At 69.0% G+C, this 26,534-nt stretch carries 23 protein-coding genes; 12 read left to right on the forward strand and 11 right to left on the reverse strand.

Going from position 1 to position 26,534, the window contains the following annotated elements; translation table 11 throughout:
• Positions 1-6: 6 nt before the first annotated feature.
• From V9G19_RS13310 to V9G19_RS13340, 7 genes are all read left to right on the forward strand, one after another.
• On the forward strand, positions 7-1,077 hold the full coding sequence (locus V9G19_RS13310) for a BMP family lipoprotein (RefSeq protein WP_462286243.1): 1,071 nt from the start codon (positions 7-9) through the stop codon (positions 1,075-1,077).
• A gap of 216 nt (positions 1,078-1,293) precedes the next feature.
• Complete coding sequence (locus V9G19_RS13315) at positions 1,294-2,748, forward strand: ABC transporter ATP-binding protein (protein ID WP_462285887.1); 1,455 nt, start codon at positions 1,294-1,296, stop codon at positions 2,746-2,748.
• Positions 2,745-3,857 carry an ABC transporter permease gene (locus tag V9G19_RS13320; protein ID WP_462285888.1) on the forward strand — a complete coding sequence of 371 codons (1,113 nt, stop codon included), beginning with the start codon at positions 2,745-2,747 and terminating at the stop codon, positions 3,855-3,857. The genes V9G19_RS13315 and V9G19_RS13320 overlap by 4 nt, the downstream gene beginning before the upstream one ends.
• Complete coding sequence (locus V9G19_RS13325) at positions 3,854-5,116, forward strand: ABC transporter permease (RefSeq protein ID WP_462285889.1); 1,263 nt, start codon at positions 3,854-3,856, stop codon at positions 5,114-5,116. The genes V9G19_RS13320 and V9G19_RS13325 overlap by 4 nt, the downstream gene beginning before the upstream one ends.
• Positions 5,117-5,118: 2 nt before the next feature.
• Positions 5,119-5,544, forward strand: coding sequence for a cytidine deaminase (locus V9G19_RS13330; protein ID WP_462285890.1), 426 nt, complete (start codon positions 5,119-5,121; stop codon positions 5,542-5,544).
• Positions 5,537-6,826: a thymidine phosphorylase gene (locus tag V9G19_RS13335; RefSeq protein ID WP_462285891.1), complete on the forward strand. Its 1,290-nt coding sequence runs from the start codon at positions 5,537-5,539 to the stop codon at positions 6,824-6,826. Before V9G19_RS13330 ends, V9G19_RS13335 begins: the two co-directional genes overlap by 8 nt.
• Before the next feature lie 95 nt (positions 6,827-6,921).
• Positions 6,922-8,013 carry an adenosine deaminase gene (locus tag V9G19_RS13340; protein WP_462285892.1) on the forward strand — a complete coding sequence of 364 codons (1,092 nt, stop codon included), beginning with the start codon at positions 6,922-6,924 and terminating at the stop codon, positions 8,011-8,013.
• 10 nt (positions 8,014-8,023) lie between these two features.
• Here V9G19_RS13340 and V9G19_RS13345 read toward each other — a convergent pair whose 3' ends face one another.
• Together V9G19_RS13345 and V9G19_RS13350 are read right to left on the reverse strand one after the other, a co-directional pair.
• The gene (locus tag V9G19_RS13345) at positions 8,024-9,223 is read right to left on the reverse strand and encodes a hypothetical protein (RefSeq protein WP_462285893.1); all 1,200 of its coding nucleotides are present in this window, start codon (positions 9,221-9,223) and stop codon (positions 8,024-8,026) included.
• Between the two features lie 31 nt (positions 9,224-9,254).
• Positions 9,255-9,914 (reverse strand): uridine kinase family protein, encoded by a 660-nt coding sequence (locus V9G19_RS13350; RefSeq protein WP_462285894.1) that lies wholly within the window; start codon positions 9,912-9,914, stop codon positions 9,255-9,257.
• A 60-nt stretch (positions 9,915-9,974) separates the two neighbouring features.
• On the opposite strand from V9G19_RS13350, the gene V9G19_RS13355 reads away from it, so the two are divergent.
• Positions 9,975-10,511 carry a glycine cleavage system transcriptional repressor gene (locus V9G19_RS13355; RefSeq protein ID WP_462285895.1) on the forward strand — a complete coding sequence of 179 codons (537 nt, stop codon included), beginning with the start codon at positions 9,975-9,977 and terminating at the stop codon, positions 10,509-10,511.
• A gap of 20 nt (positions 10,512-10,531) precedes the next feature.
• On the opposite strand, the gene V9G19_RS13360 is transcribed toward V9G19_RS13355, so the two are convergent.
• The 3 genes from V9G19_RS13360 to deoC are packed head-to-tail and all read right to left on the reverse strand — an operon-like array spanning position 10,532 to position 13,852.
• Complete coding sequence (locus V9G19_RS13360) at positions 10,532-11,401, reverse strand: aldehyde dehydrogenase family protein (RefSeq protein WP_462285896.1); 870 nt, start codon at positions 11,399-11,401, stop codon at positions 10,532-10,534.
• Entirely contained in the window at positions 11,398-12,843 is a 1,446-nt protein-coding gene (locus tag V9G19_RS13365; protein WP_462285897.1) for an aldehyde dehydrogenase family protein, read from the reverse strand. The genes V9G19_RS13360 and V9G19_RS13365 overlap by 4 nt, the downstream gene beginning before the upstream one ends.
• 10 nt (positions 12,844-12,853) lie before the next feature.
• Positions 12,854-13,852, reverse strand: a complete 999-nt coding sequence (gene deoC / locus V9G19_RS13370; RefSeq protein ID WP_462285898.1) for a deoxyribose-phosphate aldolase — start codon at positions 13,850-13,852, stop codon at positions 12,854-12,856.
• Between the two features lie 226 nt (positions 13,853-14,078).
• Between deoC and V9G19_RS13375 the strand changes: the two genes are divergently transcribed.
• Both V9G19_RS13375 and V9G19_RS13380 read left to right on the forward strand, forming a co-directional pair.
• The gene (locus V9G19_RS13375; protein WP_462285899.1) at positions 14,079-14,702 is read left to right on the forward strand and encodes a hypothetical protein; all 624 of its coding nucleotides are present in this window, start codon (positions 14,079-14,081) and stop codon (positions 14,700-14,702) included.
• 12 nt (positions 14,703-14,714) lie between these two features.
• On the forward strand, positions 14,715-14,849 hold the full coding sequence (locus tag V9G19_RS13380; protein ID WP_462285900.1) for a hypothetical protein: 135 nt from the start codon (positions 14,715-14,717) through the stop codon (positions 14,847-14,849).
• Between the two features lie 36 nt (positions 14,850-14,885).
• Here V9G19_RS13380 and V9G19_RS13385 read toward each other — a convergent pair whose 3' ends face one another.
• The 4 genes from V9G19_RS13385 to V9G19_RS13400 all read right to left on the reverse strand — a co-directional run bounded on the left by V9G19_RS13385 (position 14,886) and on the right by V9G19_RS13400 (position 20,098).
• Positions 14,886-17,354, reverse strand: a complete 2,469-nt coding sequence (locus V9G19_RS13385; protein ID WP_462285901.1) for an FtsX-like permease family protein — start codon at positions 17,352-17,354, stop codon at positions 14,886-14,888.
• 6 nt (positions 17,355-17,360) lie between these two features.
• Entirely contained in the window at positions 17,361-18,092 is a 732-nt protein-coding gene (locus V9G19_RS13390) for an ABC transporter ATP-binding protein (RefSeq protein ID WP_462285902.1), read from the reverse strand.
• Between the two features lie 66 nt (positions 18,093-18,158).
• On the reverse strand, positions 18,159-18,869 hold the full coding sequence (locus tag V9G19_RS13395; protein ID WP_462285903.1) for a response regulator: 711 nt from the start codon (positions 18,867-18,869) through the stop codon (positions 18,159-18,161).
• Entirely contained in the window at positions 18,866-20,098 is a 1,233-nt protein-coding gene (locus V9G19_RS13400; protein WP_462285904.1) for a sensor histidine kinase, read from the reverse strand. The genes V9G19_RS13395 and V9G19_RS13400 overlap by 4 nt, the downstream gene beginning before the upstream one ends.
• 235 nt (positions 20,099-20,333) lie before the next feature.
• On the opposite strand from V9G19_RS13400, the gene fucP reads away from it, so the two are divergent.
• Together fucP and V9G19_RS13410 are read left to right on the forward strand one after the other, a co-directional pair.
• Entirely contained in the window at positions 20,334-21,689 is a 1,356-nt protein-coding gene (gene fucP, locus V9G19_RS13405) for an L-fucose:H+ symporter permease (protein ID WP_462285905.1), read from the forward strand.
• 8 nt (positions 21,690-21,697) lie between these two features.
• A complete protein-coding gene (locus V9G19_RS13410) occupies positions 21,698-22,984 on the forward strand; it encodes an ABC transporter substrate-binding protein (protein WP_462285906.1) in 1,287 nt (428 codons plus the stop codon).
• 59 nt (positions 22,985-23,043) lie between these two features.
• On the opposite strand, the gene V9G19_RS13415 is transcribed toward V9G19_RS13410, so the two are convergent.
• Together V9G19_RS13415 and V9G19_RS13420 are read right to left on the reverse strand one after the other, a co-directional pair.
• Complete coding sequence (locus tag V9G19_RS13415) at positions 23,044-24,252, reverse strand: S53 family peptidase (RefSeq protein ID WP_462285907.1); 1,209 nt, start codon at positions 24,250-24,252, stop codon at positions 23,044-23,046.
• Between the two features lie 26 nt (positions 24,253-24,278).
• Positions 24,279-26,291: a hypothetical protein gene (locus V9G19_RS13420; RefSeq protein WP_462285908.1), complete on the reverse strand. Its 2,013-nt coding sequence runs from the start codon at positions 26,289-26,291 to the stop codon at positions 24,279-24,281.
• Positions 26,292-26,534: the final 243 nt, after the last annotated feature.

Consider the following 26,534-nt stretch of genomic DNA (forward strand, 5'->3'; position numbering starts at 1 on the left):
CGTCAGATGATGAAGCTCGCCGTCGCGATCTCGGCCGGAGGCCTGGTCCTCGCCGGATGCGGCGGGGGCACCAGCAAGGAGAGCAGCAGCAGCGCGGCCAACCCGTCGGCGAGTGGCAGCTCGGCGCCATCAGCGGCCACCGACGTCAAGGTCGGCATGGCCTATGACGTGGGCGGGCGCGGCGACCAGTCGTTCAACGACGCGGCCGCGGCCGGCCTGGACAAGGCCAAGTCCGAATTCGGCCTCGAGACCAAGGAAGCCACCGCGGTCAACGGCGAGAACGAGGCCGCCCGTGAGGAGCGCCTTAACCAGCTGGTTGAAGCCGGCTACACCAACATCGTCGCCGTCGGCTTCGCGTATGCCGCCTCGGTCGGCAAGGTGGCCAAGGAGAACCCCGACGTCCACTTCGCGATCATCGACGACGCCTCGGATGCCTCCAAGGGCGACAACGTCGCCCAGCTGACCTTCGCCGAGCAGGAGGGCTCCTTCCTCGTCGGCGCGGCCGCCGCGTTGAAGACCAAGGAAGACCACATCGGCTTTGTCGGTGGCGTCAACGTCCCGCTGATCGTGAAGTTCCAGGCCGGCTATGAGGCCGGTGCCAAGGAGGTCAACCCCAAGATCAAGATCGACTCGACCTACCTGACCCAGCCGCCGGACTTCAGCGGCTTCGGCGACCCGGCCAAGGGCAAGACCGCCGCCGAGGGCATGTACCAGGGTGGGGCCGACATCGTCTACCACGCCGCCGGCGGCTCCGGCGCGGGCGTGTTCACCGCCGCCAAGGACGCCGGCGGCATGGCCATCGGCGTCGACTCCGACCAGGCCAAGACCGCCGAGGAAGCGGTGCGCGACGTGATCATCACCTCGATGATCAAGAAGGTCGACGTCGCGGTCTACGACTACCTGTCCAAGGCCGTCAATGGGTCCGCCCCGGCGGGCAATATCGTCTATGACCTCAAGGCCGACGGCGTGGGCTACTCCACCACCGGCGACAAGCTCGGCGCCGACGTGATCGCCAAGCTGGAGGACTACAAGGCCAAGATCATCGCCGGCGAGATCAAGGTTCCCGACACGATGTGACCCTCCCCGATCGGGATGAGGCACCGGGGCCTGGGTGACGTTGTAGCGTTCACCCGGGCCCCGATGTCGTTGTCGGAAGCTGCCGGAGCATGAGGAGGCGCCGCCATCACTGCCACCGCCACACCGCCTGCCGCCACCGCGGAGCTGGCCGTCGAAGTCACGGGCATCACCAAACGCTTCCCCGGGGTCGTCGCCAACAAGGACATCACTTTTGCGGTGCGCCGCGGCACCGTGCACGCGCTCGTCGGCGAAAACGGCGCGGGCAAGTCGACGCTGATGAAGATCCTGTATGGCGTCCAGCGCCAGGACGAGGGGACGATCAAGGTCGACGGCCAGGAGATCACGCTGCATTCGCCGTCCGATGCCATCAAGGCCGGTGTCGGGATGGTGTTCCAACACTTCATGCTCGCCGACAACCTCACCGTTCTCGAAAACGTCGCCCTCGGCGCGGAAAAGCTGCACGGCATCGGCGGCGCCGCCAAACGCGAGATCCGGCGCATTTCCGCCGAGTACGGCCTGAACATCGACCCGGACGACCTCGTCGCCGACCTCGGCGTCGGGGACCGGCAACGGGTGGAGATCCTCAAGGTCCTCTATCGCGGAGCCAAGATCCTCATCCTCGACGAGCCCACCGCGGTTCTGGTCCCGCAGGAGGTCGATGAACTGTTCGACAACCTGCGCGAACTCAAAGACGAGGGCCTGACCGTCATCTTCATCTCGCACAAACTCGACGAAGTGCTCAAGGTCGCCGACGCGATCACGGTGATTCGCCGGGGCACGACGGTCGCGTCCGTCGACCCCAAGTCGGTCAACGCCCGCCAGCTCGCCGAACTCATGGTCGGCTCGGAACTGCCCACGCCGCAGACCACCGAGTCCACGGTGACCGACCAGGTCGTGCTGCGCCTGCGTGACATCACGCTGGCCGGCACCGAGGGCCGCGACCTGCTGCACGATATCGACCTCGACATCCACGCCGGCGAGATCGTCGGCATCGCCGGCGTCGAGGGCAACGGCCAGGCCGAACTCGTCGAGGTCATCATGGGCATCCGCGAGCCGAGCGCCGGCATCGTCGAACTCGAAGGCACCGACATCTCCGACTGGGACGTCCGCGAGATTCGCGAGGCCGGCGTCGGCTACATCCCCGAAGATCGGCACCGGCACGGCTTGCTGCTCGAAGCTCCGTTGTGGGAGAACCGCATTCTCGGCCACCAGACCGAGCGGCCCAACGAACGCCGTGGGTTGATCGACGCCCGCGCCGCCAAGGCCGACACGGCCCGGATCGTGCGCGAATACGACGTCCGCACCCCCTCGATCTATGTCACCGCCGGCTCGCTATCCGGCGGCAATCAGCAAAAGCTCATCGTCGGGCGGGAGATGAGCCATCAGCTGAAGGTGCTGGTCGCCGCCCACCCGACCCGCGGTGTGGACGTCGGCGCCCAGGCGTCGATCTGGGACCTGATCCGCCAGGCCCGGCGCGAGGGCCTGGCGGTGCTGCTGATCAGTGCCGACCTGGAGGAGCTGATCGGGTTGTCCGACACCATCCGGGTGATCTTGCGCGGCCGGCTGACCGGTGAGTTCGACCCCGACACGGTAACCAGTCAAGACCTCGGCTCGGCGATGACCGGCGCCGACAGCCCGCACGACGTCGACACCCCGCGGGACGCCCAATGAGAACGCTCAATGTGCGCCGGGTGCTGCTCTCCATCGGCGCCCCGATCCTCGCGCTGCTCGTCGCCTTCGCGCTGACCTCGCTGGTGCTGGCGGCCCTCGGCGACCCGGTGCGCGATGTGTGGATCACGATGCTGAGCAAGCCGAAGCCGCGCCAGATCACCAATATCGTCAACGGTGCGATCGTCCTCTATCTGTCGGCGATCGCCGTGGCCGTCGGCTTCCGGATGAACCTGTTCAACATCGGGGTCGACGGCCAATACCGCGTCGGCTCCTTCGCGGCCGCCCTCTTCGCCGGGCAGGCCTGGCTGCCGGGGCTGCTCAATGTGCTCGTCACGATCGTCGTCGCGATGGTGGCCGGCGGGCTGTGGGCGAGCATCGCGGCCTACCTCAAAGTCACGCGCGGGGTGAGCGAGGTGATCTCGACGATCATGCTCAACGCGATCGCCACCGGCGTCGTCTCGTGGTTGCTGCTCAAGGTCGCCGTCCGCACGGCCGGGTCCAACGCGATCGGCACCAAGGTCATCCCCGAGTCCTCCCAGCTCGAGGGCTTCAAGCTCATCCCGGGCGCGACCAACCGGGTCTACAGCCTGCTCATCCTGGCCGTCGTCGTTGGCTTCCTTTATTGGTTCGTGCTCGGCAAGACCCGCTTCGGCTTCGACCTGCGCGCCACCGGCGCATCCGAGACCGCGGCGGTCGCCAGCGGGGTCAAGGTCAAGCGGATGGTCATGACCTCGATGATCGCCTCGGGCGCGCTCGCCGGCCTGGTCGGTATGCCGCTGCTCTTCGGTCAGGACCACTCCTACGGCACGACCTTCCAGGCCGGTCTCGGGTTCGCCGGGATCGGGATCGCGCTGCTGGGGCGCAACAACGCGATCGGGATCGCCTTTGCCGCGCTGCTGTGGAGCTATCTCGACACCCAGGCCAACGGCCTGCAGATCCGCGCCGGTGTCGCGCCCGAGCTGGTCTACATCATCCAGGGCATCATCCTGTTCGCCGTCGTCATCGCCTACGAGGGCGTGCGCCGCCTCGACATCCGCCTGGAGCAGCAGAAGGTGGCCCGCGAGTTGGCCGCGAGGCGCAGCCCCGCGCGGGAAGGGGCACCGGCATGAGCACCTCCCTCCAAGCCGGCGCCGAGGTCGTCCCCGACCGGGACGGCCGGCGCGGATTCGATTGGCGCCGATGGGGGTTGATCGCTCTCGGCGGCCTGATCGCCGTGTCCGTGCTGCGGATCGTCACCGGCGCCAACGACCTGGATTCCTCCGGTGCGGTCGCGGCCGCGTTTGGGTTGGCGGTGCCCATCGCCCTGGCCGGCCTCGGCGGGTTGTGGTCGGAGCGGGCCGGCGTGGTCAATATCGGCCTGGAGGGAATGATGATCCTCGGGACCTGGTCATCGGCCTTCGCGGCCTACCACTGGGGCCCGTGGGCCGGCATCCTCGGCGGCGCGCTCGGCGGTCTCGTCGGCGGCCTGATCCATGCGGTGGCGACCGTCTATTTTGGCGTCGATCACATCGTCTCCGGCGTGGCGCTGAACATCATCGGTCTCGGGATCGCCAAATACCTCGCCTCACGCTTTTTCACCGGCCTTCCCGGAGGCGGCCCGACCCAGTCGCCGCCGCTGCCGCGGCCACCCAACCTGTCCGTGCCCTTCGTCGGTGCCCCGCTGCTGTCCTTGGAACGGCGCCGAATCGTCTTGCTGTCCGATCTCGCCGGGATCGTGCGCGGGCTGATCACCAATGTCAATGTGCTCACGGTGATCGCGCTCGGCTTGTTTGTGGCGACCTGGTGGGTGTTGTGGCGCACCGCGTTTGGGCTGCGGCTGCGCTCCGTCGGTGAGTCCCCGGCCGCAGCCGAATCGCTTGGTGTCAACGTCTACCGATACAAGTTTCTCGCCGTGCTCGCCTCCGGCGCCTTCGCCGGGCTGGGTGGCGCCTTCTTGACGTTGGTGGCCTCCAACCTCTTCCGCGACGGCCAGACCGGCGGCCGCGGATATATCGGGCTGGCGGCGATGATCTTCGGCAACTGGCGGCCCGGCGGGCTGCTCGCCGGCTCGGCCCTGTTCGGCTACACCGACGCGCTGCGGTTGCGCGGCGGCTCTAGCGTGCACGCCGTGCTGCTGCTGGTCGCGGTGCTGCTGATCGTGGTCGGCGTGTGGCAACTGGTCCGCAATCGGCGGGTGGTGTCCGGGCTGCTGGCGGTCGTGATTGGCATCCTGACGGCGTGGTGGTATTTCGCCGCCGACGCCGTCCCCGGTGAACTCGCCGGCACCCTGCCCTATGTCACGACCCTGCTCGTGCTCGCCTTCGCCTCCCAGCGCTTGCGGATGCCCGCCGCCGACGGCCTGGTCTATCGCAAGGGTGGCGGACACTAGCGGTGGCGGACGTCGACTGGGAGGCGTTGCGCCTCGCCGCGGTTGACGCGATGGCGCACGCGTACTGCCCATACTCGAATTTCCAGGTGGGAGTCGCCGGATTGACGACCGACGGGCGGGTGTTTGCCGGGTGCAATGTCGAGAACGCCGCGTATGGCGTGGGGTTGTGCGCGGAGTGCGGGATGGTGTCGGCGTTGCAGCTCGGCGGCGGTGGCCGCCTCGCCGCGGTCTATTGCGTCGGCCACGACGGGAAGGCGCTGATGCCGTGTGGCCGGTGCCGGCAGTTGTTGTGGGAGCACGGCGGTGCCGACTGCCTGCTGATGACGCCCGAGGGCGTGTTGCCGATGTCGGCCGTGCTGCCCCAGGCCTTCGGCCCCGACAATCTGACGAGGGTGGCGACCAGCGAGGGACCTTCCGGCCATGGGTGAAGCCTTCGATGCCGTCGATGTCATCATCACCAAGCGCGACCGGCGGGAGCTGACCGACGAGCAGATCCGCTGGGTCATCGACGCCTACACCCGCGGCGTGGTGGCCGAGGAGCAGATGTCCGCCCTCGCGATGGCGGTGCTGCTCAACGGGATGACCCGCCGCGAGATCGCGACCTGGACGTCGGCGATGATCGCCAGCGGGGAACGGATGTCCTTCTCCGCGTTAGGAAAGCCCACCGCCGACAAGCACTCGACCGGGGGAGTGGGCGACAAGATCACCCTCCCGCTCGCCCCTCTCGTGGCCGTCTTCGGCGTCGCTGTGCCGCAACTGTCCGGGCGCGGGCTCGGCCACACCGGGGGCACCCTCGACAAGCTGGAGTCCATCCCCGGCTGGCGGGCCAGCCTGTCCAACCAGGAGATGCTGCGCCAGCTCGATGAGGTCGGCGCGGTCATCTGCGCCGCCGGCTCCGGGCTCGCGCCCGCCGACAAGAAGCTCTATGCCCTGCGCGATGTCACCGGGACGGTCGAGGCGATCCCGCTGATCGCCAGCTCGATCATGTCCAAGAAGATCGCCGAGGGCACCGGCGCGCTCGTTCTCGACGTCAAGGTCGGCTCCGGCGCCTTCATGAAGAACCCCGATGACGCCCGCGAACTCGCTCGCACGATGGTCGAGCTCGGCGCCGACGCAGGAGTGAAAACCGTTGCCCTGCTGACCAATATGCATACCCCGCTCGGCCTGACCGCCGGCAATGCCCTCGAAGTCCGCGAGTCGATCGAGGTCCTCGCCGGTGGTGGTCCACCGGACGTCGTCGACCTCACCGTCCGGCTCGCCGAAGAGATGCTCGACGCCGCCGGACGTGGCGGGCAGGACGTTCGCTTGGCCCTAACGGATGGTCGGGCGATGGACGCCTGGCGGCGGATGATCGCCGCCCAGGACGGCGACCCGGACGCGCCACTCCCGGTCGCCGGGGAGACCGAGGACATCCTCGCCCCAGCCGACGGTGTCCTCACCACTCTGGATGCGTATGCCGTGGGGGTCGCCGCCTGGCGGCTCGGCGCCGGACGGGCCCGCAAGGAGGACCCGGTCCAGGCCGGCGCGGGTGTCGAGTTGCACGCCAAACCGGGCGCGGTGGTGCGCGGCGGGGAGAAGCTGATGACCCTGCATACGGACACCCCGGATAAGTTCGAGCGTGCGAAAGGGGCACTCGCGCAGGCGTTCACGATCGCGTCCCATGGATCACGGCCGGATCTGCCCCCGCTCGTCATCGACCGGATTGGTTGAGGCTCACTGCGGATGGCGCGCGAATGCCGCAGTCCCAACGACTGCGAGCGTGATCGCGCCAGCCACCGGACGGGCACACGGCATACCATCGGCGGATGCCAGAGAAGACGATCAGCTCGGCGGTGGCTGCGGCACCCAAGGTCCTGCTCCACGACCACCTCGACGGCGGGGTCCGCCCCCAGACGATCGTCGAGATCGCCGGCGAGATCGGGTATGCCGTTCTGCCCGCCACCGACGCCGAGCGCCTCGGCGCGTGGTTTCGCGAGAGCGCGGACTCCGGCTCCCTGGTTCGCTACCTGGAGACCTTCGAGCACACGGTCGCCGTGATGCAGAGCGCCGCCGGGCTGCACCGGATCGCCACGGAGTGCGTCCTCGACCTGGCCACCGACGGCGTCGTTTATGCCGAGTCGCGCTACGCGCCCGAGCAGCATCTCGACGGCGGACTTCGGCTCGAAGAGGTCATCGAGGCGGTCAACGCCGGCTTCCGCGACGGGGAGGCCGAGGCGGCGGGGGCCGGGCGGCCGATCCGCGTGCGGGCGCTGCTGACCGCGATGCGGCATGCGGCCAAGTCCCGCGAGATCGCCGAACTCGCCGTGCGCTACCGCGATGACGGTGTCGCCGGCTTCGACATCGCCGGTGCCGAGGCGGGATATCCACCCACTCGGCACCTGGACGCCTTCGAATACCTGCAGCGCCAGAACGCCCATTTCACGATCCACGCCGGCGAGGCGTTCGGGTTGCCGAGCATCTGGGAGGCAATCCAGTGGTGCGGCGCCGACCGGCTCGGGCATGGCGTGCGTATCGTGGACGACATCGACACGAGCGGCGAGCAGCCGCGCCTGGGCCGGCTCGCGGCATACGTCCGAGACACGCGGATCCCGCTCGAAATGTGCCCGACGAGCAATATCCAAACCGGCGCGGCAAGCGATGTGGCGACCCACCCGATCACGCTGTTGAAGGACTTGCGCTTCCGGGTGACGATCAACACCGACAACCGGCTGATGAGTGGGACCAGCATGAACGCGGAAATGCAGCAGCTGATCGATCACGCCGGCTGGAGCCTGAGCGAGTTGCGCTGGGCCACGATCAACGCGATGAAATCGGCCTTCTTGCCCTTCGATGAGCGCCTGGCGATCATCGATGCCCAGATCAAGCCCGGGTATGCCGCGCTCGGCGTGACTGCCTAAGGCCGCCACCTCAGTCGCTGCTGCTCCCGCTGTCGCTGCTCCCGCTGGACGACCCGCTGTCACCACCCCATTCGCTGCCTCCGGGCGGGGGTGCGGGCTGGGGCACCGGCGGCGGTGGGTAGTTTGCGTCCGGGGATGAGGCCCACCCGTAGGGATAGGCGGTACCTGCGCTCGCCGCGGGCGGGTAGGGATCGGACGAGGGCGGCTGCCGCTGGCCGAAGAGCGGGGGAGCGGCATACGGCGAAACGCCCTGTGGGGGCGGGAGAGTCCCACCCGGATAGGCGAGCTGAGGCCCATATCCGCTGGCGGCCGGCAGGGTGGCGATGGCCTCCTCGCGGCGGCGGGCATCGAGATACATGAGCGTCAGATAGGCGGCCGAGTAGGCGCCGTAGAGGAAGGCCAGCACGAGCATGATCGCGATCGCCGGGAGCATTGCCCAGGTCAGGCCCTGGGCGTTGCCCGGGTCCATCACGGCCGCGGGCACGACGGCGATCTGGGTGACGACGCTGATCGGGATCGCGAGGACATAGAGCAGCACCAGCCGCCCGAGCGTGGGCCACCACTGGCCCCGGGTCAACGCCCAGCTGCGCTGCGCTGCCGCGATCGGCCCGGCCTTTTCGAGGGCGACCACCTGGGCGACGAAGGTGAGCTTGACGGCGAGCACCGCATAGAGCGGCAACGCCAGGATGAAGAGCACAAACATGAGCGCGACCGCCCACCCCTCATGCCCGGCCGCGGCAATGGCCGTGATGATCGCCCCGATCACGCCGGTGACGACCAGCATCACGAGGAAGCCGAGAATCACCAGCGCCAGCAGTCGCCAGACGATCCCGCCGGCGGCGCGCCACAGCGACGGCAGCGATGGACGCGCGCCGAGGGCCACCTGGTAGGCGCCGATGGTCGTGGCGCCGGAGACGCGAACCGCGGCATACGCCATCGCCAGTCCCCCGAGCACGCCGGCGAGCACTGCAGCCAGACCCGTGCCCGAACGGGCGGCGCCGTCGGTGGCCACCGAGGTCCCCGCGAGCGCGACGATGACGAGGGCGAGCAGGAGGCCGGGCACGACGAGCAGCAGCGGCAGCCCCAAGAAGATCGCCGGCGCGGCGCGCACGGTCCGGAACGCCCCGGAGACGATGTCGCCCACGTCGAGCACCCGGTTGGGCACGGTCGGCTGGACGGGGGTGACGACGGCATCGTCGGGTGTGGACATCAAGACCCCTGGCGGCAAGACGGCAAGAGCCTCATCGTATGCCGCTGCGGCCCTCCGCCTCGGCCGCTCGCGCCACGGGATCCAAGGCGGCCAGGAGTTCGGCGGCTGTTGTCGGGGAGGCGCCCTTAGCCTGCGCCCGTGCGATCAGCGTCGGCTCGGCACGCATCAGCGCCCACCCCCTGCGCGCGAGCACGAGCGGCGGCTTGCGGCGCTCCTTCACGTCGCGGACCAGCCGGCGAATCATTGTCGTCAACGGCCGGCCGCGAACGCACCAGGCCCCGTGCAGCAGACCGCGCTCGGCCAGCGGACCGATCAGCTCGGCGGCAAAAACGCCCTCGGCGATGACGATGTGGGTCGGGGCGCAGCCGATCCGATGGCTGCCTACGCGTCGGCTGCGGGAGATGTCGTAGTCGGGGAGCTCGGCCGACCCGGTGGTGACGAGCGCCTCCAGGGCGCGCGCTGCCGCGGCCCCGTCCCAGCTGCGGGGGTCGTCCCAGTCCGGCAGGGCCAGCGTGCGGTGCCGGGGAAGCCTCGGGTCGTCCTCGTCGAGATAGAAGTCGTCGAGCCGGACGATCGGCCAGCCGTGCCGGCGGTGAAGCTGATCGGCGAGGCGGGTTTTGCCGGAGCCGCTTGGACCGCACAGCAAGAGCACGCGTGCCCGACTGCGATCTCGAGGCTCGTCGTCCGGCACCAGGCAACCGTATCCGCATCGCCAGGCACCGCAGGACGCTCGGTTGCCCGAGTCGCTACGATGCCCATCGTGCAGACTCTCGTTCTGACCGTCTCTGGCGACGACCGCGCTGGGCTGGTGAGCGCCCTGGCGGAGGCGGTGTCCGGCAATGGCGGCAACTGGGAGCGTAGCCAGCTCGTCGAACTCGGCGGCAAGTTCGCCGGGATCGTCCTGGTGACCGTCGATGAGGCCTCCGCCCCGGCGTTGCGGGCGGCGCTGGACGGGTTGAGCGGCCTGCTGGCGATCGATGTGGACCGGGGGGAGGCGCCCGAGGCTGCTGGGGAGGACGGCAGCACCGAGCGGATGGTGCGCCTAGACCTGCTCGGCAATGATCACCCCGGCATCGTCAGCGCGATCAGCGGCGTGCTCCATCGCCATGGCCTCAACGTCGAGGAGCTGACCACGGTGACGCGCGATGCGCCGATGGCGGGGGGCCAGCTTTTCGAGGCCCATCTCGTGGCGCGTGTGCCCGAGGGTGGCGATGTGGCGAGCGTGCAGACCGACCTTGAGCAGTTGGCCAGCGAGATCCTGGTCGACGTCACCGTCGAACTCGACTGACCGCGCGGCGGTGCCCTAGCCTAGCGGCCCTTGGGATGCCAGACCGTCTTGGTCTCCAGGAACGCTTCGAGCCGGGCCAGGCCGGGATCGGCCAGCCAGTCCTCCTCGGCAGACACCGGGCGGCGCACCCGTTTGAGGTTGTCGGCGGCCGCGCGCTCCAGGGCCGCCCAGTCGAGCTGCGTCCCGGCAGCTCCGGTCAGGTCGATCGCGTTGACGTCGCGGTGACTGGCCAGCCACGGCGCCATCTCGGCCGGGTCGCCGGTGAGGAGGTTGACGACGCCGCCGGGCACGTCGGAGGTCGCCAACGCCTCGGCGAGGGCGATCGCCGGCGTCGGCCGGTCCTTGCTGGCCACCACGACCGCGGTGTTTCCCGGCGTAACGATCGGGGCGACAACGCTCACCAGGCCGAGCAACGAACTCTGGTGCGGCGCAATCGCGGCCACCACGCCGGTCGGCTCCGGCGCGGAAATGTTGAAGTAGGGACCGGCGACCGGGTTGAGGCCGCCGTGGACCTGGTGGAATTTGTCGGTCCACCCGGCATACCACACCCAGCGGTCAATCGCCGCGTCGACGAGAGCGGCGGCGCGGGCGGCGGTCACTCCCTCGGCGGCGCGAACCTCGCCGACGAATTGCGCCTTGCGCGATTCCATGACTTCGGCGACACGATAGAGGACCTGCCCGCGGTTGTATGCCGTTGCTCCCGCCCACCCCGGCTGCGCCTTGCGAGCGGCGACAACCGCGTCGCGGGCGTCCTTGCGGGAGCCGAGCGCTGCGTTGGCGAGGAAGCCGCCGTTGGCGTCGGCGACGGCATACGACCGGCCGGACTCGCTGCGCGGGAAGGCGCCGCCGACGTAGAGCTTGTAGGTCTTCTTGACCTCGACCCGGCTCACTTGGTGGCCTCCGTCGTGACATAGGCAGCCAGGCCGTGCCGGCCGCCCTCGCGGCCATAACCGGACTCCTTGTAGCCGCCGAAGGGGCTCGCCGGGTCGAAGCGGTTGAAGGTGTTGGCCCACACCACGCCGGCACGCAGCTGATCGGCCATCCACAGGATGCGGGAGCCCTTCTCGGTCCAGATCCCGGCCGATAGCCCGTAGGGCGTGTTGTTGGCCTTGGCGACCGCCTCGTGCGGCGTGCGGAAGGTCAAGACGGACACGACCGGCCCGAAGATTTCCTCCTGGGCGATCCTGTGCGTCTGGCTGACTCCGGTGAAAACCGTTGGCCGGAACCAGAATCCCTTGCTGGGAAGCGCGCAGCCGGTGTCCCAGCGGGCCGCGCCCTCGGCCTCGCCGACCGCGCACATGTCGCTGACCCGCTGCAACTGGACCTTGGAGTTGATCGCGCCGATGTCGGTGTTCTTATCGAGCGGGTCACCGACCCGCAGGTGCTCCAGGCGGCGCTTGAGCCGCCGGTCGACCTCGTCGGCGATCGACTCCTGGACGAGCAACCGTGAACCGGCGCAACAGACATGGCCCTGGTTGAAGAAGATGCCGTTGACGATCCCTTCGACCGCCTGGTCGATCGGGGCGTCGTCGAAGATGATGTTCGCGGCCTTGCCGCCGAGTTCGAGCGTCGCCTTCTTGGGTGCGCCGGCGATCGAGCGGGCGATGGCCTTGCCGACCTCGGTCGAGCCGGTGAACGCGATCTTGTCGATCCCCGGGTGCTCGACGATCGCCTGTCCGGTTGCACCGGCCCCGGTCACGATGTTGACGACGCCCGGCGGCAGGTCGGCCTGCTGGCAGATTTCGGCAAAGAGAAGTGCGGTCAGGGGAGTGGTCTCGGCGGGCTTGAGCACCACGGTGTTGCCGGTCGCCAGCGCGGGAGCGACCTTCCAGGACAGCATGAGCAGCGGGAAGTTCCACGGAATCACTTGCCCGACAACGCCATAAGGCATCGGATTGGGCCCGAGCGAGGCATAGTCGAGCTTGTCTGCCCAGCCGGCGTGATAGAAGAAGTGCGCTGCCGCGAGCGGAATGTCGACGTCGCGGGACTCCTTGATCGGCTTGCCGTTGTCGAGAGTCTCCAGGACCGCGAACTCGCGCGCCCGCTCCTGCAGGAGACGCGCGATCCGGAAGAGGTACTTGCCACGGTCGGCGCCCGGCATCCGGGACCACACTCGGGTGTATGCCGTGCGCGCGGCCCGCACGGCGGCGTCGACATCCGCAGGGCTCGCCTCGCCGACGTCGGCCAGCACCTCCTCGGTGGCGGGGCTGATCGTCTTGAACGGCACGCCGGTGGCTTCCACCCAGCGTCCGCCGATGAACAGGCCGTAAGCCGGGTGGATGTCCACGACAGCGCGAGACTCGGGCGCGGGAGCGTAGTCGAACTTCGTCATGTCTGGCCCGTCAGTAGAGGCTGGGGGAGTCGTCGGTCACGTAGTCGGGACCCGAGTAGGCGCCGATCGCCATTCGTTGCCGTTGCAGCAGCAGGTCATTGAGCAGGCTGGAGGCGCCGAAACGGAACCAGGAGTTGTCCAGCCAATCCTCTCCCGCGACCTCGTTGACGGCGACCAGGAATTTGATCGCGTCCTTGCTGGTGCGGATGCCGCCGGCCGGCTTGACGCCGATGTGTTCACCGGTGAGCGAGCGCCAGTCGCGCACCGCCTCCAGCATGATTACGGTGACCGGCAGGGTAGCGGCCGGGGAGACCTTGCCGGTGCTCGTCTTGATGAAGTCGCCCCCGGCGAGCATCGACAACCACGATGCGCGCCGGACGTTGTCATAGGTGACCAGCTCACCGCTCTCCATGATCACTTTCAACCGCGCCGTGCCGCAGGCATTCTTGACGGCCACGATCTGATCGAAGACCGTCAGGTAGTCGCCGGCGAGGAAGGCCCCGCGGTCGATCACCATGTCGATCTCGTCGGCACCGGACTCGACCGCGAACGCGACATCCGCCAGTTTGACCGGCAGGCTCGCTCGTCCGCTGGGGAAGGCCGTGGCGACGGCGGCGATGTTGACCCCGCTGTCGGTGCCGAGGACATCCCGGACCACGGCGACCATATCGCCATAGACGCAGACGGCCGCCGGGCGCGGAGTGGCGGGGTCGGTGGCGTCGGGAAGGAGTGCCTTGGCGCACAGGCCGCGGACCTTGCCCGGGGTGTCGGCGCCTTCGAGCGTGGTCAGGTCGATCATCGATATCGCCAGGTCAATCGCCCACGCCTTGCTGGCGTTCTTGATCGAACGGGTCCCCAGGCCGGCAGAGCGCGCCTCACACCCGACCTGGTCGACGCCGGGCAACCCGTGCAGCCAGCCGGCCAGGGCGCTATTGGTGAGGCGGGCGACCCCGAGCAGGTCACGGGCCCGCTGGCTCGCATCGACACCGGTGCCGGTCGCTGAAGTCACGCGGCGCAGTCTAGTCAGGCGCGCCGTCAGCGGACGGGGTCATGGCCAGGACAAAGGGCTGGATCTTGTCCAGTTGCGCGGTTACTACCGCCAATTGACAAGAACTTTCTTCCCAACACGCCAGGAATACTCGCCGGTAACGCCGTAGTCTCCGCGCATAGGGAAAGTCGCCTGCCGGAAGTTATTTCCGGGGGGTTCGGGGTTAGGTCAACCTTAGGAGTGCTGCGTGGGTGGCATTAGTAACGATATTATTCGGGACGCCCAGCCGTCGAGTCGTCGAACGCTCGCCAAAGGCGCCGCCTGGTCCATTCCCGTGATGGCAATGGGGAGCTTCGCGCCGGCCCGCGCGGCCAGCTTGCCCCCCGGCCTGCAGGGTTGGGTCAACCTGATCAAGGGCTGCGACACCCAGAGCCCCCGCAACATGACCGTGGAGATCAACGGGATCGGCAACTACCCCACCCGCGGGCTGTGGGTCTACAACACCACCCCCACAACGGTCATTACCGGCGCGAAGTTGACCCTGTATTTCCCGAGCGACTGGAATGTCACCAGCATAACGGCGGCCACCGGCAATTCAGGCTGGTCGGTGCCAGCTCCGGATAGCAGCGTCCCGGTGAAGCCGGGGTTGCAGGCATATAGCACAACCTACACCGGCACCTGGCAATATGTGGCCGCCTCCGGAGGCAATCCGGCCTATAGCTACACGGTCGGACAGCCGCATTTCATGGCCACGGCCGTCGTGACGGCGGGACAGGGCTACTGCAGCACAAATGGCTTCCCCGTCACCGCGCGACGGACCGTCTTCGTCAACGGCCATGAGGTCACCTTTGAACGATCCATCCTGCTCTGAGAGGAGTGCCCGATGAGCACTATCCCCGCGGCAAGCGACACGCCGAAGCCGGCGACGACCAAGCAGTCGAAGCACAAGCCCGCTCGACGGTCCCGGAAGACTCCGCCCAAAGACCAGCCGATCATCTACATCTCCAAGCTGATCTAGGTCACGCGGGCCTGGCTGGCTGACGCGCGCCGAGAGCTACTCGGCGGCGATCGCGACCGAGGGCGGGACCCGACCGGCTTGGCGGGCGGGCAGCACCGAGGCGAGCAGGCCGGCGACGAGCGCCACGGCCATGATCAGGAGCAGGCGCGAGACCGGGAGGTCGGGACGCACTTCGACATCGGCACCGAGCAGCGCATACGCCCCGCAGATCCCGTATGCCGCGCCCAGCGCCACGCCAAGCAGCGCACCGACGACGGCTATCAGCACCGCTTCGATGGCCAAGGTCGCGCGCAATTGCCGGGCCGTGAGGCCGAGTGCGCGCAGCAGGCCGTTCTCGCGGGTCCGCTCGATCACCGAGAGCGACAACGTGTTTCCGATGCCGACGAGCGCGATGAGCACGGCGACCGCGAGCAGGGCCGCGGCGACGAGCACCATCGTGTCGAGCATGCTCTGGATGCGCTCGCGCCCGTTCGCTCCGCTGCTCAGGTCGAGACCTGGGAGATCACGCACGGCCGCCTGGACGCCGTCGGTGACCGCACCGGCATCGGCACCGCCCCTCATCCGCAACCAGAGGGACGTCACCGGGGCAGCGGGCGCGAGCGCCGCCAAGGTTTGCGCATCGATCAGCGCCTCGTGTCCGTTGGTTGCCGCGAGGACGACCCGCAACTCCCGGGCCGGGCCGGAGCCGGCGCTGACCGTGACCGGCTGTCCGGCCTTGAGCCCCCGGCTCGCGGCGAAGCTGGCGGCGACCACGAGTGAATCCGGGCCGACCGGGCGCAGTCCCTCGGCGTATCGCGTCACCTGCCGGGCCGCGTCGGTGATGCCGACAGCGCGCACGGGGTCGGTGTCGCCAGCGATCCGCAGGTCCGCGCCGGCCAGCGGGGCCGACGCGGCGATACCGTCGACTGCGGTGGCCGCGGCAACCGTTCCGCGGGGGATTTCCTTCGGCGCCGCCAGCGCGATATCGATCGGGTACTCCTCGTTGATCAGGCCCGCCGCCGAGCGCTGGGTCGTGGCTCCGCCCACGACGAGCATCGAGATCAAGGTGACCCCGACGAGGAGCGCCGACGTGGTCGCGCTGGCCCGGGCGGGGTTGCGGACCGCGTTCTCGACGGCCAGCTCGCCCGGTGCACCGAATGGCCGTCCGGCCACCTTGCCGATCCCGGCGAGCAGCGCCGGGACGAGCACGCTGCTGGTCAGCAGCACACCAAGGAAGGACAGCGCGCCCCCGGCCAGCCCGGCGGGCAGTGACGCCCCGGCGATGACGACCGCGAGCAGGCCGACACCGAGGGCCATCACCGTGAACCCAAGGGCGATTCGCAACCGCCCGGCGCGGGACCCAGCGATCACCGCGGCCTCCGGTCGCAGCGCCGCGACCGGCGGGACTCGGGTGGCCCGCCAGGCCGGCCGCAGGCAGGCGAGCACGGTGACGACGACGCCCAGAAACAGCGGGATCAGGATGGCGACCGGCGTGATCGCCACCCCCTCGAGCGGCAGTCCGGCGCCGCTGTCACCGGCCAGCCCGGCGGCCACTGCGGCCAACCCGACGCCCAGCGCGACCCCGGCGACCGAACCACACAAGCCGAGAGCCGCGGACTCGATGACGTTGGCGCGCAACAGGACTGACCGGCTCACACCGATGCAGCGGATCAGCGCGCTCTCGCGCATCCGCCGGGAGGCGAGGATCGCATAAGTATTGCCGATGACGAGGGCGGCGGCAAAGAGCGAGATTCCGGCGAAGCCGAGCAAGATCGCGCTGATGAAGTCGGTTCCCCCGGTGACGTCGGCGACCAACTGGTCGGCATACGCCGGGCCGGTGCGCACCTCGGCCGCGCTGCCGAGCGCGGCCTGGACCGACCGCACGACGTCTGCGGGCGACGACCCCGGTGCCCCGGACACGAACAGCGCCTGATAGCTGTTATCGCCGCTGATCGCCGCGACGGTCGCGCTGGTGGCAAAGACGACGGGGGTCCCGCCGGCATACTGCGCGTCCGCGCCCGCATCGACGATCCCGACGATTGCCGTCGTCGTGGCGCGACCACCGTCCAGCGGCGAGATGCTCCAGCTCTCGCCAAGGTGTTTTCCGGACGCGGCCTGCGCCGAGAGCGAGATCGCGATCTCCTTGTCCGCCGTGGGCATTCGACCGGCGCTCAAGCGCGCCTTGCTACCCGGGGACGGTGGCGTCGACAGCACGACGAACCGCTCGACATTGCCCGTGCCGGCGAGTCCGGGCTGGGTCCGGACGGCCCGGACCTGGGCCACGCCATCGGCCTTCGTCACCGCTTCCAGCGCCGTGGGCGGCAGCCCGCCGCCCCGCCCGGACGGCGAAGCGACCGCGGCATACGTCGGGATATCGCTCGAGATCGCGGCCGTGACGCCCCGGGAGAGAGTCGCACCGAGCGTGAGCGCCGCGGCGACGAAGGCAACGCCGAGGGCGATCGCGAGTGCCGGGGCGAGATAACGCCGGGGCTGGGTGCGCAGATTCGACAGGGCGAGGGTCAGCATCGTGGATCACGCGCCGATTCCGCTGAGCGCGTGCAGGATCGCGTCGTCCGTCGGCGCGAGCAAGTCGTCGACGACGAGGCCGTCGGCGAGCATGAGCACCCGGTCCGCGTATGCCGCGACGTTCGGGTCGTGAGTGACCATGACTACCGTCTGGTCCAGGCCGCGCACGCACTCGCCCAGGTAGCCGAGCAACTGGGTGGAGGACGCGCGATCGAGGGCCCCGGTGGGTTCGTCGGCAAAGATGACCTCGGGCCGACCGATCAGGGCGCGGGCGACGGCGACCCGCTGTTGTTGGCCGCCGGACAACTCGCTGGGGCGGTGGCCGAGCCGATCCTCGATGCCCAGCGTCCGCGCGATCTCCATCAGCCACGGCCGGTCGATCCGGCGCCCGCCGAGCCTGGCCGGCAGGGTGATGTTTTGCTCGGCGGTCAGGGTCGGGATGAGGTTGAACGACTGGAAGACGAACCCCAGGCGGTCCCGGCGCAGGCGGGAGAGCGGGGCGTCCGCGAGCGTGCCCAGCTCGGTCTCGCCGAGGAAAACCTGCCCGCTCGTGGCCGCGTCCAGCCCTGCGAGACAGTGCATGAGCGTGGACTTACCGGACCCTGACGGGCCCATGATCGCGGTGAAGGCGCCCGCGGCGAAGGCGGCGGTGACGCCGGCCAGCGCGGTGACGCGGCCGTCGCCGGCCCCATAGATCTTGGTCAGGTCGGTGCAACGAGTGGCGATGGGAGAGTGCATGTTTCCAGCCTTCCCCGGCAGGCCACCCGGCGCGTCTGGCCGCGGTCGGTGACGGCGCGGCGTCGACTACGACTGTGGTCTGATCTCCACCAGACCAGTCTCGTAGGCGAGCATCACCATGTGGACCCGGTCACGCAGATCCAGCTTGTGCAGGATGCGACCGATGTGGGTTTTCACCGTGCCCTCCGCCATGAACAGCGACGCGGAAATCTCGGCGTTGGTCAGCCCCTGGCCGACGGCGGTGAGCACCTCGATCTCGCGCGGGGTCAGCGGCCCCAGCCGTTCTCGTGCCGGCGCGCTCGCGCTCGCGCTCGCGTCCGGCAACTGGCCGGCCACATGCTCCAGCAGGCGCCGGGTCGTCGAGGGCGCGATGACCGAATCTCCCCTGTGGACCGCGCGAATTGCGCTCAACAACTCGGCGGGACCGGCATCCTTGAGCAGGAAGCCGGCGGCGCCGGCGCGCAGCGCGGCAAAGGCATACTCGTCCAGATCAAAGGTCGTCAGCACCACGACGCGTGGGCCGGAACCCATTGTGGCACAGATCGTTTCGGTCGCGGCGACCCCGTCCATACGCGGCATCCGGATGTCCATCAGCACGACGTCCGCGGAGGTTCGCGCCAGCAGGTGCAGCGCCTCCTGGCCGTCGCCGGCCTCACCAACGACGACCATGTCCTCCTGGGCGTCGAGCACCATCCGGAAGCCGGCGCGCACCAGCGCCTGGTCGTCGACGAGGGCGATCCGGATCGGGAATTCGTGGTCGGTTGCGTTGTCGCTCACTGCTTCTCCTTGGTTGGTAGCTCTGCATCGACGCGCCAGCCGCCACCAGGGCGCGGCCCGGCGGTGACGGTCCCGGCGACGGCGCTGGCTCGCTCGCGCATCCCGATCAACCCGCTGCCGACACCGTCGATGCGGCCAAAGGCCGCCGCCCCCCGGCCGTCGTCCTCAATGGTCACGCGCAAGGGGTCGCCGTGCTCGATCCGCGCAACGACCCGTGCTCTCGGCCCCGCGTGCCGCAACACGTTCGTCAATGCCTCCTGCACGATCCGGTATGCCGCGAGCCCCACCTCCCGGGGCACCGGTCCGTCACCGATGATCGTCAGGTCCGCGTCCAAACCCGCGGCGCGAACGCCCTCGACAAGATCGTCGATTTCGTTGAGTCCTTGGGCCGGAACGTATTCCGCGTCCGAACCCTCCTCGCGAAGCACCCCCACGAGCCGCCGGGTCTCGGCAAGTGCCTCCCGCGCGGTCGCGCCAACCGTCGTCAACGTGCGGTGCGCCTGAGCGCGATCCCACGCCGGCGCATGCTCGGCGGCATACGCGGCGCCGTCGGCCTGCACGACGATCACCGAGAGGCTGTGCGCGACGATGTCGTGCATCTCGCGCGCAATCCGGGTCCGCTCGGCCTGCGCCGCCAGCTCCTCGCGCTGGGCGCGGTCGCGCAACAGCGCCGCATTCTGCTGGGCCAACCGGTCGAGCACGTCGGCCCGCTTGCGATTGAGATCGCCCCAGACCCACGCGAGCGCTGGGAAGGCCGTCATGAACACCGTGGAGGCCACCGCCGACGGCCAACTCGTCTGGACGCCCCAGTCCAGGACCGCGAGCACCCCGGAGACGAGGATCGGGGCCAGCCCGAGCCGCCGCCACCGGGCCGACGGCGCCCAGCGCGCCAACCCATAACTGACGACCAGCACCGCGATGTCGCTGGGAACCATGGTGTCGCTGACCAGCAGTTGCGCCAGGCACGCGGCGACGACGACCCAGAACGCCAGGACCGGGCGACGTCGGCGCCACAGGACCCCAGCGGCGTGACCGATCGTCACCGCCGCCAGGGTGACCGTCACCGCCCGGGTGTTGGTGCGTGGCGGGTCGGGGGTGGCAATCACCGTGTAGAAGCCGAGGACGAGCCAGAACGCGCCGGCCAACACGATGTCGAGAAGAACCGGATGAGTGCGGGCCCACGCCGACAGCCGGGCACGTCGCCCCGAAACTGCGGGTGCTGAGGTCACAGCCCGGAGCCTAGAGCGGCCTTAGGTTCCGCGTCGTCCGACCACGGTCGGAGCCATCGGTCGCCGAACGACGGTGTGACGGTCCAGTAACAGTTTCTGGGGTGTCGGTCACGACGCGGTCGCACCAGTTGCCACTCGTGCACCAGCGGCGTAGGTTCACGCCAGGGCCGAAAAATCTTCGGCCCCGACTCAACGAGGCGTCGAGCAGGATCGGGACGCCGGACAAGGGGTTCGGGTGAGCGGAACGACCGAGCAGCAGGGCGCCACCGTGGCGCCCGAGGCCGGGAAAGATCCCGTCGGCGGCAACGAGCCTCTGGTCGGACGGGGAATGTTTGTCCTCTTCCTCGCCTTGATTGCCTGCTTCACCGCGTGGGGGATCGCGGCGGACCTGACGACACCGATGGTGGCCGGGTTCAAACGGATCTTCGAAATGAGCACCTTCCAGGCCTCACTGGTGCAGCTCGCCTACTTCGGCGCCTACTTCCTGCTGGCGTTGCCGGCCGCCTTCATCAACCAGCGCTTTGGTTACAAGGTCGGTTTGTTGGCCGGGCTCGGGCTCGCCGCGATCGGCGCGTTCGCGTTTTATCCGGCGAGCAAGATCATGACGTATGGCGCCTTCCTCGTCGCGCTCTTTGCGATGGCGGCCGGCTGCTCGATCCTGGAGACCTCGGCCAATCCCTATGTGATCGCCCTCGGCCCGGAGTCAACGGCCACGCGGCGACTGAACTTCGCTCAGGCGTTCAACCCGCTCGGCACCAACATCGGGGTCCTCCTCGCCGCGACGCTGATCCTGCCGAAGCTGGAGGACAACCCGGTCGACCTGTCGTCGCTGACACCCGAACAGTTACATACCATCCGGGCCGGCCAACTCGGCGCGGTCATGGGCCCCTATCTGGGGCTCGCCTTCCTGCTGCTCGCTATCTGGATTCTCATCGCCATCCAGAAGTCGCCGCCGATCCAGGAGGAGTTCCACGCGACCGAGCCGGGCGAGAGTGATCAATCGATCGCCTCGGTCCTTTGGTCGCGCAAGCGCTACCGCTTCGGCGTCGTCGCGCAGTTCTTCAACGTCGCGGCCCAGGTGTGCTGTTGGACCTACATCATCCAATATGTCCAGCAGGCCATCGGCGGCAGCCTGGCCCTCGGTGGCTATCTGCTTCAGGTGAGCCTGATCATCTTCCTCTTCTCCCGCTTCTTCATGACCTGGCTGATCGGCAAGATCCGGGCTACAAAGGTGCTTGCCGCCCTCGGGGCACTCGCCGTGGCGCTCTGCCTGATCGCGGTCGTCTCGCCCAATATCGTCGGTGTCGCCTGCATCGTCGCGATCTCGTTCTGCCTGTCGCTGATGTTCCCGACGATCTATGGTGTGGCCCTGCAGGGCCTCGGGCCGGCGACGAAGTTCGGGGCCGCCGGACTGGTGATGGCGATCGTCGGCGGCGCGATCATGCCGCTGGTCCAGGGCGTCGTCATCGACAAGACCTCACCGGCTATCTCATTCATCGTGCCGGCCCTTTGTTTCGCGGTCGTCACGTCCTACGCCATCTACGACCTCAAGGCGCCCGGCGGCAGCGCCGTGCTCGCCTCGGAAGGGTGAGGAAAGACATGTCCACCCCCAAACCACTCGTCCGTATGCTGTGCGCCGCCTCCGTCGCGGCGCTGGCCATCACCGGCTGCACCTCGCCGAAGGAGACCAGCGCCGACAACGCCACCGACACCCTCGAGGTCATGTCGTGGTGGACCTCGGCGTCGGAGGCACCGGCCTTCAAGGTCTTCATCGACGCCTTCACCAAGGCCAATAGCGGTGTCACGGTGACCAACGCCGCGGTCGCCGGTGGCGCCGGCAGCCAGGCCCGTGTGGACCTGGCCAAGCGGCTCTTGGACGGCAACCCGCCCGATGTCTGGCAGACCTTCGACGGGGCCGCCACCGCCGCCTTCGTCCGGTCCAAGCAGGTCCGCGACATCAGCTCGGTCTTTTCCGGGATCTCGGAGAACATGAATCCGACGATCCTCAAGGCTGTCACGGTCAGCGGCAAGCAATACGCCATGCCGACGGGCGCCCACCGCAGCAATGTCCTCTTCTTCAACAAGGACGTGCTGAGCAAGGCCGGGGTCACCGCGCCGGCGCAGGGCTACACCCGCCAGGCCTTCCTCGCGGACCTCAAGAAGGTCAAGGACTCCGGCGCCACCGCCTTGTGCCTCGGCGGCAAGGACAGCTTCACCACCGCTGAACTCTTCGAGAACGTCCTGCTCGCCAACATCGGCACCGACGGGTGGCAGAAGGTCCAGGACGACAAGCTCGATTGGGGAGGCAAGAGCGTCAAGGCCGCGCTGACCGAGTTCGACACCGTGCTCGGCTACGCCGACCCGGACGCCGACAACCAGTCCTGGGACCAGGCCGTTGCCAAGCTCGCCAAGGGCGAGTGCGCCTATCTGACGATGAACGACTCGGCATACGGCGAAGTGGTCAAGGCAGGCGGCACCGACGCGACGGTGGGCGAGGTCGCCTTCCCCGGGACCGACGGCTCCTATCTCGCCGTCGTCGATGTCTTCGTCGCCGCCACCACGGCAAAGAACGCCAAGAACGCGCTGGCCTTCCTCAAAACCCTCGCCGACCCCACGGCTAACCTCGAGTTCAACAAGATCAAGGGGTCGGTGCCGGTCTTGAAGAACGTCGACGTTGCCTCCCTGTCGACCTACCAACAGGCCGCCTCCAAGGCGTTGTGGGCCGGCCCGGTCGTCCCGTCGATCGTCCACGGCGAGGCGATGCCGCCGGCCTTCACCCAGGGCTTTTTCGACGGCGTGTCGACCTATGTCCGCACCCGCGACGCGAGCGCCTTCCTCACCAAGATGAGCGAGGCGGTCAACAGCTACCAGCCGGCCGGACACTGACCGGAAACCACACTGCCGCCCCAGCCGAATCGGCTGGGGCGGCAGTTGTGTGGTCACTGTCAGAGACCGCGCAGGCCGCGGGGCGAGCCGACGCCGGTGGGAGCGTCATACCCCTTGACGCCGTTGCACAGATAGTCGCCGCCGCACGACCCGTTGCTGCCGCCGACGACGTCATAGAACGCGCTGCGGGTCTGGTAGGGGATGCGGGTGGTGAACGTCGACCCATTGCCGCGGTTGCCGATCATGCCGGCCACCAAGGGGGCCGAAGCGCTGGTGCCGCCGCCGACGATCCAGCCCGGCGGAATCCCGAACGGGTTCTCGTAGCTGTCGTAGAAGGCGACCCCGGTGTTCGGGTCGGCGACCGCCGCGACATCGGCCACGGTCCGCATCTGGCAATGCCCGTCCGTTTGGACTGCGCCCTTGGGCACGTATGCCGAGCAGCCACTCCCGGCGCCCCACCACACGTCCTCGTCGAAGCCGCGCGGGTTGCTCGCCCGGTTCAGCGCCGTCCCACCGACCGCCAGGACGCGCCGGAAGACCGCCGGCATTTGTGCCTGGGTGAAGCCCCAGTCGCCGCTGGAGGCCACCGAGATCGTTCCCGGGTGCTCATAGGCGTCCCGCATCGACCACATGCCGCCGTATTCGCTGGCGCCGTAGCTGTGCGAGATGACGGGAGCTCCCATCCGCCACGCCTGCCGGGTCGCCTCAGCCATGCTGGTGAGGTAATTGTCGTCGGACTCGACGAGCAGGATCTTGCACGTCGGGCAGCCGGCCGAAACCATGGCCAGGTCCATCGACCCCTCCAGCGCCCAGCCACCGTCGGGCTCGGGGTAGTTGCCCTGCTGGCCGCGCTGGTTGACCTTGCGGAAACAGCCGTTGGCGGTTGTGCATGGGGGCAGGCCCGCCGTGCGGCGATAGACCGCCAGGTCGCGCTCGGCGTTGGGCACGTCGAAGGCGATGACGATGGCGACGGTCCCGGTTGCCCCGCGCGCCGGGATCTGGTAGGCCGCCTGCAGGTCGGCGGCCAGGTAGCCGTCCGGCCGCTTCGCTCCGGCAGCGGTTGACGGTGCCCGGAAGCGGCTCATGCACCGGGCATAACCCTCCCGGCGCTCGGCCGAACAGGGCACGCTGGGGCGCGCCGCGGGGGCGGCGACCGGAGCGGTGGCGGCAGGCGCCCCCGCCGATGCGGCCGTCGGGAGGATCCCGGCGACGACGGTGCCGGCTGCTGCCAAAATGGTCAGCCCGCGGCGCACGATGGTCGATCTCATGATCTTCTTCTCCTTTGCTGGGTGGCTCACCGCGGCAGCAGGAAAGCGCCGTCGATGGTTTCGGTCAGGGTGGAGCCGGCGGCGTCGGTGACGACGACCTTCAGCCCGGCGGTGCCGGAGCCGCGTGGCACGGTGATGGCGGCGCGATAGTTCGCGCCCGATCCGGTGACCGGGGCTGTGGTCCAGGTGTGGCCGTCATACGAGATCCACGCCTTGACTGAGCGGATGCCCCGGGGTGTCAGGCGACCGACCTGGTGGACCAGGATCCCGATGCTCTGGCTGCCCGCCGACAGGCGGTTGTCGACGTCGACTGCCGCCTGGTAGTCGGCCGACAGCATCGGCAGCGCTCGGCAGCTGTCACCGCCTGGGCACTCCCCGCCGGGCGGGAGGGCGATGGCAGCGGACAACGGGGTGCTCATCTCGGTGGTCAGGCGGGTTGTCTGCCGGAACGGGCTGCCCGAGCGGGTCGCGCTCTGCCGGGCGGTGATGACCTTGGCCCCCGCGGGGATCGCCCCGCCCGCGTCATAGAGGAAACCCTCACCGGAAGCGATCGTGCTGGCGTCGGCGAGCACGGCATACGTCCCGCGAATGGAGTTCGCGATCATGTCGGGGTTGCCGAAGTGGCGCGGGTTGGTGTCGGACATCGGCAAGGAGGTGACGATGACCTGGCCGTCTTGCACGCAACTCCAGCAGACCGGCTGTTCGGTCTGTGGGAAGTTGCTGTGCAGTGGCGCCGCCAGCCACGGGTCGGCGAAGACGCGCCCGGGTGTCCCCGGCGAGGCCAGTTCGTTCTGCCAGCCGGCGAACGTCATACTCTCATCGTCCTGGACGGCGAAGAGTTCACCATTCTGGTTTAGGCCAGGGCCTGCGCTCAGGTAGCGGGTCAGCTTCGGCCCGGTGAGGCGCACGCCCATACCGAATCCTCCGGACTCGTTCCCGACGTAGCTGGTGAACATTGAGCGGGAGTAGTCGCGCAGGCCGTGCACGACGCTCTTGGCCGTGGTCATCGTGCGGTCGTTCTCCACGAACGTCACCGGTGCCGCGGGCAGGCGGCCGGTCTTGCTATTCAGCGTCGCCACGATATAGGGCGACCGGGCGCTCGCCGGCGAGCCGGCGAGCACCGATTGGACCAGCGCCTGCTCACCGTGCAGGGGGCCGACGGTCGGGGCAAACTCGACCGGCAGGTCGCCGGGTGCGAGGAGTCCGAAGCTCATGCTGGAGCCATAGGGATCGCCGGGGATGTTCCGCTCGAGCGAGGTGAAGGCGAACGAATCGGCCAATGGCTTGCTGACCCGCGTGCTGAGCGCCTGGGTGGCCGTACGCAGATCGAGCGTGGCCGTCCGCGGCCCGGTGACCGTGAACTCGGGTGAGGCGGCCAGGTAGCCGGCGCTGAGATCCGCCTCGAAGCCGGAGCCGAGAAGCTGGTAGGTGCCGGACGGCATGGACACCTTGGCGATGCCCTTGTAGTTGGCGAACGCCATCCCGCCACCCTTGCCGGCGTCGGTGACGTTGAGATAGCCGACCGGGCCTGGTGCAGGGCGCCCGTCGCGGCCGATGAGGCGGAGGGTCACCGTGTGCATGGGCCAACGGGCCGCCGGGTCGCCCGGGTCGGCCATCCTGACCGCGCTGAGGCCGGCGAAGAGGGTCGCGGCGCTGGTGCCCGCCAGGGCGCGGCCCAGGGCGCGGCTGCTGCTCGGCGTGATGAAGCCGCGGCCGGTCAGGCCGCTGCGCCCGGTCACCTCCACTCCGGGGACGGCGGTGGCGGCGCCGGCCGAGGCATAGCTGAGGGTGACCGGGGTGCGCCCGCCGGTTCGCTGCGCGATCCGGGTGGCGTTGAACAGCTGCGGGTCGAGCTTGGTCCCGACCACGTCCTGGACGCTGCGGGGGATGAGGTAGGTCGCCCCGCCCACGCGCATAGACGTTGCCGCGCCGCCCGAGATCCGACCGAGGATGCTGGTCCGTGGGGCGCCCGTGGGTCCGGTGGAGAGGCCGACGAGGTCGCCGGTTGGGAGGGTGACGATCTGGCTGGGTTTGGCCACGGCGGGTGCAGCTCGGCCCTCCGGTGCGGCTCGACTGGCCCTCGTCGTGGGTGTCGCCACGGTCTCGGTGCCCTGTGCTCCGCTTGCCGGGGCGATCCCGGCGAGGGCGGCGGCGAGCCCAGCTGCCGCTGCGATCGCTGGTGTTGTCTTCCTGCGCACTGCTTGGTTCCCCTGTCTGACGCAGTCGGTGCCCGCGACTATCCGCGCGCACCAGGGAACCACTGGTTCCCCGCCTGCGATCCT

The organism is Nostocoides sp., from assembly GCF_037045025.1.
In the GTDB taxonomy this organism is placed as follows: domain Bacteria; phylum Actinomycetota; class Actinomycetes; order Actinomycetales; family Dermatophilaceae; genus Nostocoides_A.